The sequence below is a fragment of the Paenibacillus sp. BT-177 genome (genome assembly GCF_025846815.2).
GTDB classification, from domain to species: Bacteria; Bacillota; Bacilli; order Paenibacillales; family Paenibacillaceae; genus Paenibacillus; species Paenibacillus polymyxa_C.
The window spans coordinates 561,272-575,061 of record NZ_JAOYTP010000001.1 but is presented as its reverse complement, the minus strand read 5'-3'; the positions used below and the strand labels follow the sequence as shown (position 1 = coordinate 575,061).

Sequence of the window (13,790 nt, the reverse complement as noted above, 5' to 3'; positions counted from 1 at the left end):
TCAGGGCTCTGGCATACCTTTTAAGTATGCCTGTTTTTTGTGCAGAGGATGTGTGAAACTCATGTTTAAATTTAATTTTTATACTAAAATCGTGTCCATCGTTATCGTATTGCTGATACCTGTGCTGCTTCTGTATGTCTACTCTAATCAGACAACGACAGGTGTATTACGTGAGGAACTGAATCAATCCAATTATAATCAGCTGACTTTTTTTCAAAACCAGGTGAATACGAATATTGAAATGATTTCCTCCTGGCCGCATCTGCTGATTCATGATCCTGATGTAGCCAGTTTTCAAGCGATTTTTTTAAAGGACAAGACTCTCAATCTGGATGGAATTAACCTGGTCAAGCGGATTCAAACCAAGCTTGGGCTTCAGGAAAGCTCTTCTAACTGGAGAACAGGGCTGAGTATATATTCCCCTTCACTTGGACGAGTTGTATCGGAGAATGGAGCCAGTTATTATGATCAGAAGGTATTAAATCAATCGATTACAAACGGCTGGCAGGTATCTAAGAAAAGAGTGTACGGTAAGGATCAATTTATATTTTCATTGTATACCTTATCCCCGTTTTCCTCTCTAGCTAAACCGGAAACCGCTAACACGATTATTAAAGTGGAATTCGATAGCAGCAATATTCAGGACATGCTTGACCGCTTTAAAGGCGATGGACGAAAGGAGCCTTTTTATTATAAAAAAGGCGTAGGAGTGATTTATAATCGCTCTGCAAATGAAGAATTGTCAAGCCAGCTGATTGCGAAACTGGAGAAATTGGGATTACATGAAGTTGATAATTTGACCGTGAAAATTGGAGAAGAGAGTTACCTTGTTCACGCCGTTCTTTCGCAAACGACAGGCTGGTATTTGATTGACTACATGCCTTTGTCCGATATGATGTCTCCGATTTACTCATCTAACCGACTATTTTATATAACCGTTGTTGGCTCACTACTGGTAGGCATCATTGGTGCTTATCTCCTTCATTCACAGGTACAAGTCCCGATTCTCCAGCTTGTGCGGGCATTTCGGAGATTAAAGGATGGAGACTACGCTGTTCGTTTGAGTCCTAAGGGCAGTCACGAGTTTGCATTTCTGTCACGTCAATTCAACCTGATGGTCGAACAGATTCAGGAGCTGTTTGAGAAAGTTTACGTTGAGAAGCTGCATGTGAAGGAAGCACGTCTAAAGCAGCTCCAGTCTCAAATCAATCCCCATTTTTTTTATAATTGTTTTTCCTTTATCACGAGTATGGCAAAGCTACGCAATCATGAGGCAGTCGTGGCCATGGCTCATAATTTATCCAAATATTATCGCTATACGACAAGACAGGAAAGAGATTTGGTTCCTTTATCAGATGAAGTCGAGTTTGTGCAATATTATTTGAAAATTCAGCAGATGCGTATGCCACGGTTAACGTTCACTATTGATATTTCTTCACAGGCCAATCATCTGCTGGTTCCACCGCTTGTATTGCAACCCCTGGTGGAAAATGCGGTGTTGCACGGAATAGAACCTCAGGCGGAGGAGGGTATAATCCGTATTATGACTGAGTGTGTCGGCTCATCCATGTACTTGATTGTAGATGATAACGGGCTCGGTTTGAATGATGAAGGTATAACGTCCCTTACATTAGCACTAGAGAAACCTGTAGAAGAAAAAAGTGGTTATGGTTTATGGAATGTGCATCAACGAATGCGATTACATTTTGGTGAAAACGCCGGGCTGGAATTCTCGTTGTCTCCGTTGGGAGGGTTGAGAGTGATATTAAAATGGCCACTGTCAATTGAAGAAGGGCAGGAAGACGGTTTGATCCATTCTTCGTCAAATTCAAGAAATAGTAAATTGGAGGATACTGATGGTTCAGATATTACTAGTGGATGATGAAAGCTATGTTACTGAAAGCCTGGCGACTACTATACCGTGGGAGACGTTGGGAATCGAGAAGGTTCATCAAGCAGCTTCTGCCTTGGCAGCAATAGATGTGCTGGAAGCATACGACATTGATATTCTGGTTACGGATATTCGTATGCCCGGCATGACGGGATTGGAGTTGATTGTTGAAGTAAACGAGCGTTGGCCGCATATCCGTAGTTTATTACTGACAGGCTATGCTGATTTTGAATACGCTAAAAAAGCGCTCCAGCTTAAGGCTTTTGATTACATTTTAAAGCCGGTGGATGATGAAGAGTTTATCAAATGTGTGTCAGCTGCCATGGATTCGCTAAAGGAAGAATGGGAAGCATTCGACAAGGTTCATCAATTACAATACAGTCGTAGGAACGATTACGGTGTGCTGCGCACTCATTTGATGCACGATTTGTTACTCGGGCGTGATTTAACTTTACAAAAAATAAAGGACAAAATGTCCGAGTATGAAATCAAGCTACGCACAGAACATCCTGCCAGTATGCTGCTTATTCAGCTGGGCAAGCAATTTTCTGACATGGATTATCACTCAGTGTCCTTAATTGAGTATGCGATTGGGAATATTGCAGAAGAAGTGTTTGCTCCTGATTTTCATGTTTGGCATTGCAAAGCGCCACATGATTGCCTAATCGTATTAATAGAAGGGAATTGGCATTTGTTTCCTGAACGGACTGTGGATGAGCAGAATCATTTTTTGCGAGCAGCGATTGAAACCTTTCGGAGAAATGTGAGCAATTACTTGAAAGGGGAAATTTACGTCACATTAACCAATTGGTTTAATTTCCCAGATGAGCTGCCTAAGCTATATCAGACAGCGATTAGATCCGTATATTGGAACCAACAGGAGGAGACGAATCCACTCCTATTCATAGAAGAGCAGACAGAACAGTCACACAACTCAGTGAAGTCGCTGGAGGGGCTTTATACGCACCCTACGCTTACTCATCTGCTAGAGTCCAGGCAATGGGAAGAGGCCGAAGCAAAAGTAAGCCGTGTATTTGGCAAAATGGAAGAGGCGGGATATACACGCGAGCATTTATATGAACTGTTTATTTCGGTAACGAGCGCCTTTATGTATACAGCTCACAAACAAGGACGTTTCATTACACAGATGGACCAAGTAGGCTTTGATCCGTTACATGCGCAGAAATTGGTTCATTCGTTCCCACACCTCAAAGAGTGGATATTTTCCATGATGAACAAGCTTAAAGCCGAGTGGTCTGCAAGCGAGCAAAGCGCCAAAAGCTATGTGGTCAAGCAGGTCCAGGAGCTGATCACCCAGGATAAAGGACAGGAGCTGTCTGTTAAGACGATTGCCGACCAAGTTTATCTTCATCCCGTCTATTTGTCTAAAATCTATAAAGCTGAAACTGGAGAAGGTCTGGGAGATTATATTATCCGAATGAGAATGGAACGGGCTCTTTATTTGCTCAAATATTCCAACAAAAAAATATATGAAATAACCACTGAACTCGGCTATCAGAATCCCCAATATTTCAGCAAGATGTTCAAAAAGCATTATGGAATGACTCCGCATGAATTTCGGGACCAGTAAAGACAAATGAGTAAAGATCAGTTGGGAAAGGTGCAGAAATATTTATTTTGTGACATAGGCTGCTAAGAAAAGCCCTCTTATAATAAAAGAGTAGAAAATGATTTTTAGAGGGGGAACAAGATGCGAGTTCATTCGAAAAAAAAGCTATTGTCGTTGCTCGCCGCAACTATGGTATTAGGGGTTGGCCTTGTGGGCTGCTCAGGTGCAGGAAATGATGGGAATGCGGACAGCACAGCTAAAACTGAAAACGTATACAAAGAAAAATACAACCCAGAAGTTACAATATCCACGGTATGGGGTGTAGATCCCGCCTTAAAATTTAAAAATGGCGAATCTATCGAAAATAACGTTGCGACAAAATGGGCCAAAGAGAAATTTGGTATTAATGTAAAATCACTCTGGTCTGTCACGGATACAAATGGTGCTTTTGCGACCAAGCTGCGGTTGGCGATGTCCTCCGGTCAGGAGATGCCTGATGTCGTTGTACTGGGGACAGAGAATGAGCAGCTGGCCCAGGATATGATCGATTCCGGTATGTTCGCTGAAGTTGGCCCATTATTTGATAAGTATGCTTCGGACTCTTGGAAGCAGGCCATGAGTCAGGATACGAACGTATGGAATCAGTATAGCCGAGATGGTAAAAAAATGGGTATCCCTGTGCTTGATTTCGCTTATAACCATGATTATGTATTGTGGGTACGACAAGATTGGTTGGATAAGCTGGGGATGAAGGCTCCGGAGACGATAGATGATCTGGAAAAAGTGATGGATGCCTTTAAAAACAAAAATCCAGACGGACTGGCTCCGGACAAAGTGACCTCGCTCAGCATCGGTTTCAAAACATCCATGAACACATGGATGGGTGATCCGTCCTGGATTTTCGGAGCTTTTGGCACACTACCCCAACAGTGGAACAAAGGTGCAAACGGTAGCTTGGAATATGGCTCTGTTCAGCCTGGCATGAAACCGGGTCTGCAAAAGCTGAGCGAGTGGCTCAAAAAAGGATATATTCCTCAGGAAGCAGCATTGTGGGATGAAAATAAAACGGCAGAACCTACAGTTGCAGGGACAGCCGGGATGATTCCAGGACCATATTGGATGAGCGGTTGGCCGCTCCAGGATACGGTTAAAAATGCGCCGAGTGCTGTATGGAAGCCGATCAAGATTCCAGCGGGACCTGACAACAAAGCTATGCGCCATGGAACGCAGTACACCAATGGTGTCGTACTCATCAACAAACAAATGCAGCATCCTGAAGCTTTCTTCACGTATCAAAATTACTTGTTTGACCATTATGCAAATGCCAAACCGGACGGTGACTTGTCGAATGGGCTGTTTAAGGGCTACGATTATGATTTAGATGCCAATGGAAAGCTGATGTCTATTGATAAAATACCAGGCGGTTATGTAAACTCTATTCGTTATTTGCTGGTTCGTGATGGTGCACGTATCCCTGATGCCCAAATGAAGGCTTTGTTAAGCTTGGCTGACGGTGCAGAACCGAAAACCAGACTGGAGAAAGATGTAATGGTGAATTACGGGAAAGACACTCCCGCAGCGGCCAAAGTGCTTATGGAACAAAAGGATATCTCTATGAAAGATCAGTTCACAGGACCAACTACACCAACCATGAAGGCTAAAAAGGATTACCTGGATAAGATTGAAAGCCAGACCTTCAATGAAATTATTTATGGCAAACAGCCGATTTCTGCTTTTGATACCTTTGTACAGACGTGGAAAGCCGCTGGTGGCGAACAAATTACAAATGAAGTAAACGAATGGTATAAGAGCGTAGAAAAGTAAAAGTTGTCGATGTTGTAAAACAAATTAGGAGGGCTGTCCCAAGGTGGACAGCCTTTTTACTTAAGCTTCACACGGATTAATTAAAATGATTGCTTTTGTGCCATGTATGTTGGTTTTTTGAACTGTTGAGACTGCGAAAACGCTTTTATAATTGAGGTATACCATGAGAGTTACAGGAGGAACTGCAATGAGAAGTCTGCAACGTACGTGGCCATTTCATATCATGCTGCTGCCAGCCATCATTTTCTTAATTGTATTCAGCTACATTCCGATGGGCGGCATCGTGATGGCCTTTCAAAATTACAAGCCTTGGCTAGGCATAACTGGTTCCGAATGGGTTGGACTGGATAATTTCCGCTTTTTGTTTCAACGGGAGGACAGTCTTCAGGTCGTATGGAACACGCTGATTATTGCTGTGTTAAAGATGTTTTTCAATCTGTTGGTTCCGTTTGTTTTTGCTATACTGCTGAATGAAATTCGCAAGGTCGGACTTCAGCGCTCCATTCAGACATTGGTGTATCTGCCACATTTTTTGTCATGGGTTATCTTGGGCGGAATTCTGATTGATCTGTTGGCTACTGATGGATTTATGAATCGGATTCTTGGAAGTATAGGAATCCAGCCTATCTTCTTTCTGGGAGATAACAACTGGTTTCGTTTTACCGTCATTGTATCGGACATATGGAAAGAGTTTGGCTACAATACCATCGTATTCCTCGCTGCACTGGCGGGTATCAATCCTTCGTTGTATGAGGCTTCTGAAATGGATGGAGCGAGCCGATGGAGACAGACACTGCACATTACTGTACCTTCATTGATTCCGATGGTGGTCGTTGTTGGAACGCTCGCCCTTGGTAATGTTCTGAATGCCGGTTTTGACCAGATTTTCAACCTTTATAATCCGTTGGTATACCAAAAAGGCGATATTATTGACACATTCGTCTATCGGACAGCATTGATCAATGGGGAGATGGGCTTTGCTACCGCCATTGGGTTGTTCAAATCCGTTATCAGTATGATTCTCATTCTGATATCTTATCGGCTTGCTTACAAATGGGCAGGTTACCGCATATTCTGATTCCACGAGGCTGAAAGAGGGAGAGTCATGTATCATAAAACAACGCCATACCGCATTTTCAATGTGTTCAATATTTGCTTACTAGTGATTTTGTCTATCATGTGTATCGTTCCATTGATTCATGTGTTGGCAGTATCATTTAGTGCTAAATCAGCAGCAGATGCCAATCTGGTTGGCCTGTGGCCAGTGCAGTTTTCATTAGAAGCCTATAAGAAGACGATGAATAACCCGATTTTTCTCCACTCCATCTGGATTTCTGTCTGTCGGACTGTATTGGGAACCGGCTTGACGCTACTTATTACCTTTTTAGCTGCTTATCCGCTTTCGAAGGAAACAACGGTGTTCCGCAGTCGCAACATTTATTCATGGCTGTTTGTATTTAGTATGATTTTTAACGGTGGTCTGGTTCCATTCTATATGGTTATTCAAAAGATCCATCTTATGGACAGCTTCTGGGTACTTGTTTTGCCAGGAGCGGTCAATACATTTCTGGTCATTCTTATGCTGAACTTTTTTAGAGGAATTCCCAAAGAGATGGAAGAGGCCGCATTGATCGACGGAGCAGGGCATTTTCGGACATTGTTTAGTATTTTCTTACCAATATCCATGCCTTCCATTGCAACGATTGCGCTGTTCAGTATGGTATTTCATTGGAACTCATGGTTTGACGGTCTGCTCTATTTGAGCAATGCAAAGGATTATCCGCTGGCGACGTTCCTGCAAACTGTAATTATACAGAAGGACATGAGTTCCATGAGCATGAGTCCCAAAGAGATGGAATTACTGTCACAAACGACGGTTAATGCAGCACAAATTTTCATTGGTGCAGCGCCTATTCTTGTTGTATATCCTTTTTTACAAAAGTATTTTGTTAAAGGTATGACACTAGGTTCCGTCAAAGAGTAATAGAACTAATACAAGGAGATGATTTGTAATGACCTATTCAAACATAACCAAGTACCCACCCATTAGTGAGCGAGTTCCACGTATGCTGCATGGAGCGGACTATAACCCGGAGCAATGGCAGCAATATCCCGAGGTATTAGCGGAGGATATCCGCTTGATGAAACTAGCCAAATGTAACGTGATGTCTGTCGGCATTTTCTCATGGGTTTCATTAGAGCCTGAGGAGGGCGTATTTACGTTTGAATGGCTGGATCGTATTCTGGATTCGTTTGCTGAAAACGGAATTTATGCGTTTTTGGCTACTCCTAGCGGAGCAAGACCAGCCTGGATGTCGCAAAAATATCCCGAGGTGCTGCGAGTGGGGGCTAACCGTGTCCGTAACTTACATGGGTTTAGACACAACCACTGTTATACGTTGCCTGTTTACCGGGAAAAAGTACGTATCATGAATACGAAGCTGGCTGAGCGTTACGCTAATCATCCTGCTGTTATTGGCTGGCACATTTCCAATGAATTTGGTGGAGACTGCCACTGTGATCACTGTCAGGAGGCATTTCGCGCTTGGGTGCAGGATAAATATGGTACGTTAGATAAACTTAATCATGCATGGTGGACGACATTTTGGAGTCATACAGTTACGGACTGGAGCCAAGTTGAATCTCCGGCACCTCATGGTGAAACGCAGGTTCATGCCATGAATTTGGACTGGAGACGATTTGTAACCGAACAGACCGCAGATTTTATCAAACATGAGATTGTGCCGCTCAAGGCTGCGAATCCGGACATTCCAGTCACAACCAATTTAATGGAGTTTTTTGAAGGATTGAATTACTGGAAGTTTGCTGATCTGCTCGATGTTATATCCTGGGACAGTTATCCGACGTGGCATGACCGTGAAGGGGATGACAGCCGTCAGGCTGCGAGAGTGGCTATGATGCACGATATTATTCGCTCCATTAAAGGTGGGAAACCCTGGATGCTCATGGAAAGTACGCCAAGCTTAACGAACTGGCAAGACGTTAGCAAGCTGAAGCGACCAGGTATGCATCTGCTATCGTCTTTACAGGCTGTGGCGCACGGTTCAGACACCGTTCAATATTTTCAGTGGCGGAAAAGCCGCGGTTCAAGTGAAAAGCTGCATGGTGCAGTCGTCGATCATGTCGGACACGAGCATACTCGGGTATTCGGGGATGTGACAGATGTCGGCCATGCACTGGAAAAACTGGAAGAGGTTATCGGTACATCCGTACCGGCTGAGGCCGCAGTCATTTTTGACTGGGAGAACCGTTGGGGAATCAACGATTCACAGGGACCGCGGAACAAAGGCGTGAAATATGAGGAGACAGCTGAAGCACATTATTTGGCATTGTGGGAGCAGGGAGTGCCAGTAGATGTCATTCATATGGATGCAGATTTCTCCAAATATAAGCTTTTGGTAGCTCCGATGTTGTATATGGTTCGCAGCGGTGTAGGAGAGCGCATACAGAAGTTTGTTGAAAACGGGGGCATATTCGTAGCAACCTATTGGTCCGGCATCGTGGATGAACATGATTTATGCTTTCTTGGAGGCTTTCCAGGACCGCTTCGTAAGACGCTGGGGATCTGGTCGGAAGAGATTGATGGATTGCATGATCATGATCGTAATTACATTATACCGGTTGAAGGCAATGAGCTGGATCTACAAGGGGAATATGAAGCTGTAGAATTGTGTGATCTCATTCATACGGAGGATGCAGAGGTACTGGCTGAGTACGGAGCAGACTTTTATGCAGGCCGTCCGGCTTTGACGGTGAACCGTTTGGGACAGGGAAAAGCTTATTACATTGCTTCACGCAACACTGGACTATTCCATAGTCATTTTTACAAAAGTTTAATTGACGATGCAGGTCTCAGTAAAGCACTCGATGTGCAGTTGCCACATGGGGTGAATACAGCGATTCGTACTGATGGAGTTCATGACTATATTTTTGTAATGAATTTTACGCATGAGCCGCAAAAGCTTACACTGGATGGACGAACTTATTCGGATATGCTTGAAAATCATGTGATAGCAGATAGCAGCGTTCAACTGGGTGCCTATGCTGTTAAGGTTTTAAAGGCAGAGCGCAATAATTAGAACACGTTATACATGTGATCGCCGCCGTTTCCCGAGTGAGGGAGCAAGTGGATTGGCCAGAGGCAATGTGAGTATATAATTTAGATAGGGGATGACTTATGAAAACAGGTAAACGTACTATGGTATTTGCGATGTTGATCTTGTTATCCAGCTTTTTGTACCCATTGGGCTCTGTGGGAGTGAGTGCGGCTTCGGCCGCCCCTGCTTTCGCCAAAGGAGCAGATATAAGCTGGGTTGCAGGGATGGAAGCCCAAGGTATGACCTGGAAGGATAAAAAAGGGGTTCGCCGGGACGTGCTGCAAATTTTACGGGACGATTATCAGATCAATTCGGTTCGTATTCGCGTCTGGGTAAATCCTGACATGAAGGATTATGCAAGCGGATACATGAATGCTGAGAAGGCGGCAGAACTTGCGCAGCGAGCCCAAAAGTTAGGCATGAGCGTTATGCTGACCCTGCATTATAGCGATTCCTGGGCTGATCCAGGCCAGCAGAATAAGCCTTACGCATGGCGCAATTTTACATTTACGCAACTTATGGATGCGGTCTGGTCCCATACTGTCTATGTAATGAACACGATGAAGAGCAAGGGTGTGACACCGGATTGGGTGCAAATCGGCAATGAGACGAACAATGGAATGCTCTGGGATGATGGCAAAGCCTCGGTGAATATGAAAAACTATGCGTGGCTCATCAATACAGGGAATAACGCTGTTAAATCCGTAAGCAGCAGTACCAAGACGATCGTGCATTTAGCTAATGGGGATAACAGTTCCGTTTTAAACTGGAACATTGGTGGACTGATTGAAAACGGAGCTCAGTTCGACCTTATTGGCCTGTCTTTATATCCGTCTTCCTCTGACTGGCAGGGTAAGGTGGATCAGACGATTACCAATGCCAATAGTCTCATTGCAAAATATGGTAAAGGCATTGTCATCAGTGAAATCGGAATGGAGTATAATGAACCTGCTGCTTCCAAGGCATTTATTTCTGCAATCAAAACGAAGGTTCGGAGTATCGGAGGGGGCAAAGGCGTGGGCGTATTTTATTGGGAGCCGGCTGCAACCCCAGGTTATAATCAAGGTTATAACAAAGGTGCTTGGCAGGCTGACGGCAAGCCAACCTCAGCGTTGGAAGGCTTTTTAAACTAAAGAAGTATGTAAGAACATATCAAAGAACCTCTAATGCGCATTTTATGCAGATTAGAGGTTCTTTGTTGTTATGAGGATTGGATAGTTATAGTTTTAGACTTCACGGTTTACCTTGAAGAATGAAATAAGCTCTTCCAGCTCCCCGGACATCAATGTAAGCTTGTCCGAAGCTTGGACAATTGAAGCCATAGACTCGGTTTGTTCCCCAATGGTTTGTTCAATTTGTTTGCTGCTGTTGACTGTTTTGCTGACTGTGGAAGACAACTCGTCCGAGGTAGCTGACATTTCCTGCGTGCTGGCCGAGATTTGCTCAGTTGCACTGGATACCTCCTGGATTTGTGACGACACTTTATTGGACGCTTCTAAAATTTCAGAGAACATTTCGCCTGTCTGCTTCGTAACTTCCAGTCCGACGTGAACTTCTTTTGTACCCAGGCTAATGCCTTTTACAGTTTGTTCAATCTCTTTTTGAATTTCTTCAATAAGCTCTGCAATTTGTTTGGCGGACTCTTGAGATTGCTCAGCCAAATTACGCACTTCTCCCGCTACGACTGCAAAACCCTTGCCTTCTTCACCCACTCTGGCAGCTTCGATCGAAGCGTTGAGAGCAAGCAGATTCGTTTGGCTGGCAATGCCGGTAATGATGCTTACAATATTACTGATTTCGTTAGAACGGTTCTGCAGTGCATTAACCGAATCAACTGTACTGCCCATTGTAGTGGAGATAGAGTCCATTTGAGTGGATAGCTTTTGTGCTACCTGATTGCCTTCAACGGAGCGTTTTTCCATGGAATAAGCTTGATCCGCTACAGAAGAGGAGCTTTCAGCAATGGTTTGGATTACTGTAGACATTTCATTCATAGCCCTGGAGCTTTCAAGTGCTGCGTGATCCTGAGCTTCAAGTCCCTGAGTTATTTCCCGAATATTGCTGTTAATGATGTTTGTATTCGTACTATTTTTCTCGCTAATGCTTAACAATTCCTGAGCTGATCCTGTTACTTCTTGCGTCGTATCCTGTACTTTCACCATCGTATCGTTAAGGCGCTTGAGCATTGAATTAAATTTTTGATTGATAATACCAAGATCGTCTAGGCCTGTCTTGATTTTTACATTCAGATTACCCTCGCTGACTTCTTCAATCCCCTTCATCAAGGAACGAATCGGGGAGAGCGTGCGTTTTACCAGCAAGTATTGAATTGTCAAGAAGATAGCAAGAAACAGAATGAGCAGTGAAACACCATATACAAGCAACTTATGAAGACCCGTAGGTACAGAGCTCGCATCTACGTCAAAGTAAATTGCACTTGTGACTTTACCGCTTGCATCTGTAATCGGATAAACAATAGTAGTCCATGTGCCATATTCGTCCGTATAAAAGCTGCTCAATGCTGATTCATTGGATTGAAGCATTTTATTTACGGCGTCTGCATTTTCGTCAGGCAACGTGTACATATCCCCAATATTCATCTTCGAGTTTTGGAAAGCTTGAACCAAATTAGTGGGAACGCCAATAATGGAGGTTTGATTTCCTTCTTTTAGTTCTGTCCCAAATATGTAAGCTTGGGCGACATTAGGATAAAATGTGTGAATGGAATCTAGAAATTTGCGTATTTCTTGTTGAGCAGAACCGTTATAATCTTTTTCGCTTAATGCTTGTTGTACTTTTGTTTTGTCAACATCTTCTGCCCATTTTTTGGTCAGCACTTTTACCTGATCTTGCAGTTGCGTGGTGAGAATGTTCTTTTGAAGTATATAGCTAGATGTGATAAGAATAGCACCTATTAATACGATGTTAAGAAAAGATATTAATAGATTTTTACCAAAAAAGGACATAGTGCTCCACTTCAAGTTTTTCACAAGTTTCTTCTCCTTTAAATTTTAATTTAATGCTACAGTACAGCTATCCCTTATATATTTCGTCAATTTCCTTTATAAATGTTAGCGAATTATTACAATTGGGATATACTTACTGATGGATAGTGAAAAAATAATGATAAGAACCAACAAAAGGTATGGAAGCTTACCAAAAATAAAAAGCGGCAACCCACATGGAATAAATGTAGGTTGCCGCTTGCTAGCAAAACGGGATATCATACTGGTTTTCAGCTCAAATATGACTAAGTCACTTTATTGTTTGGACAATATTTAAAAAATAAGATAAATGAGAGCGAACGAATGCCCTTAACCATTATATATAACAGTCTTTCGCTGAACGTTGAAAGCTTTCTGTCATTATACAAGTAGTGAAATGAGCAGAGGGAGCGAAATGAGCGATAATACTGAGCTTATAACAAATGCAGATGCCGCTTCTGTTTCCAGTGATTCATAGCGGGTCGCGATCATAGCGGCTACAGCAGATCCGGGAAATGCGACAAGCAGTACGGCTTTAGTTACATCCTCTGGGGACAGTCCGATCAGAACAGCAATACCGAGCATAACCATAGGCATCACGATCGCTTTCAGTACAGCGATACTAAGTGCTTTTGGACTGAACGTAATCTTTTTAATTCCAATAGTTACCCCGATGGCAAATAGAGCCGTACCAGCAGTAATATTGCCGATTTGATCAAACATAGATTGCAAAAGCTTCGGAGCTTGGAATCCGCATAAAGTCAATACAACACCAATCAAGGGTACGCAAGCCAGCGGCTCGCTGAGTCCATGAAGGACAGATTTTATAGTGACTGTAAATAAATTGCCTTTAGTGTCGTCAGATTCTGTTGATTTACGCTGGCCGACCGTTCCCAAAATACTTGCAAGCGGATCAAGAATCGCATTAACGACGATGCCGGTAATCGCAATAGGAATGGCGACCGCCGCACTTCCGAACAAGCTTCCCAAAACCGGAATCCCCATGAATGCGAAAGAAGGCTGTGTTGAATTCAATGCGAACATGGAGGATTCTGTCAGACCTTTTTTTGCAATTAAGCGATATAAGATGAGCAATACAATGTAAAAGCCGATCACTCCAAGCAGCAATGCAACAAGAAAGGGCCACTTTTGGATTAACGTCTCTCTTGGTGTCGTCGTAATACCAATAAACAAGTGTGCAGGTAAAGCGAATTTGGTTACCAGTGTATTTAATCCCTTAGATGAAGCTGGGTTAAAAGCCTTAAAAAAACCTGCAAAATAACCAATTAAAATGACAAAGAAAATAGGAATTAAGATAATAAAGATATGACCTGTAGCCATGATGTCGCCTCCAATAAAGATGTCCGCCAAAAATGGCGGACATCAGTTAAATAATCACTTTG

Annotated in this window: 9 protein-coding genes; 7 read left to right on the top strand and 2 right to left on the bottom strand. The window is 43.1% G+C overall.

The features are described from left to right. Nucleotides 1-61: 61 nt before the first annotated feature. The 7 genes from OIU26_RS02780 to OIU26_RS02750 all read left to right on the top strand — a co-directional run bounded on the left by OIU26_RS02780 (nucleotide 62) and on the right by OIU26_RS02750 (nucleotide 10,536). Nucleotides 62-1,882, top strand: coding sequence for a sensor histidine kinase (locus OIU26_RS02780; RefSeq protein ID WP_264215873.1), 1,821 nt, complete (start codon nucleotides 62-64; stop codon nucleotides 1,880-1,882). After that, a complete protein-coding gene (locus OIU26_RS02775; protein ID WP_264215872.1) occupies nucleotides 1,857-3,482 on the top strand; it encodes a response regulator in 1,626 nt (541 codons plus the stop codon). Before OIU26_RS02780 ends, OIU26_RS02775 begins: the two co-directional genes overlap by 26 nt. 120 nt (nucleotides 3,483-3,602) lie before the next feature. After that, nucleotides 3,603-5,285, top strand: a complete 1,683-nt coding sequence (locus tag OIU26_RS02770) for an extracellular solute-binding protein (protein ID WP_264215871.1) — start codon at nucleotides 3,603-3,605, stop codon at nucleotides 5,283-5,285. A gap of 187 nt (nucleotides 5,286-5,472) precedes the next feature. Continuing rightward, nucleotides 5,473-6,363 (top strand): ABC transporter permease, encoded by an 891-nt coding sequence (locus OIU26_RS02765; RefSeq protein WP_016822416.1) that lies wholly within the window; start codon nucleotides 5,473-5,475, stop codon nucleotides 6,361-6,363. Nucleotides 6,364-6,390: 27 nt separating this feature from the next. After that, entirely contained in the window at nucleotides 6,391-7,269 is an 879-nt protein-coding gene (locus tag OIU26_RS02760) for a carbohydrate ABC transporter permease (RefSeq protein ID WP_013371914.1), read from the top strand. Between the two features lie 28 nt (nucleotides 7,270-7,297). Continuing rightward, the gene (locus tag OIU26_RS02755; protein ID WP_264215870.1) at nucleotides 7,298-9,385 is read left to right on the top strand and encodes a beta-galactosidase; all 2,088 of its coding nucleotides are present in this window, start codon (nucleotides 7,298-7,300) and stop codon (nucleotides 9,383-9,385) included. A gap of 98 nt (nucleotides 9,386-9,483) precedes the next feature. Then, nucleotides 9,484-10,536, top strand: coding sequence for an arabinogalactan endo-1,4-beta-galactosidase (locus OIU26_RS02750; RefSeq protein WP_264215869.1), 1,053 nt, complete (start codon nucleotides 9,484-9,486; stop codon nucleotides 10,534-10,536). Nucleotides 10,537-10,629: 93 nt separating this feature from the next. On the opposite strand, the gene OIU26_RS02745 is transcribed toward OIU26_RS02750, so the two are convergent. Both OIU26_RS02745 and OIU26_RS02740 read right to left on the bottom strand, forming a co-directional pair. Then, nucleotides 10,630-12,393: a methyl-accepting chemotaxis protein gene (locus tag OIU26_RS02745; protein WP_264215868.1), complete on the bottom strand. Its 1,764-nt coding sequence runs from the start codon at nucleotides 12,391-12,393 to the stop codon at nucleotides 10,630-10,632. Between the two features lie 375 nt (nucleotides 12,394-12,768). Then, nucleotides 12,769-13,728 carry an AEC family transporter gene (locus OIU26_RS02740; protein ID WP_013371910.1) on the bottom strand — a complete coding sequence of 320 codons (960 nt, stop codon included), beginning with the start codon at nucleotides 13,726-13,728 and terminating at the stop codon, nucleotides 12,769-12,771. Nucleotides 13,729-13,790 lie beyond the last annotated feature (62 nt).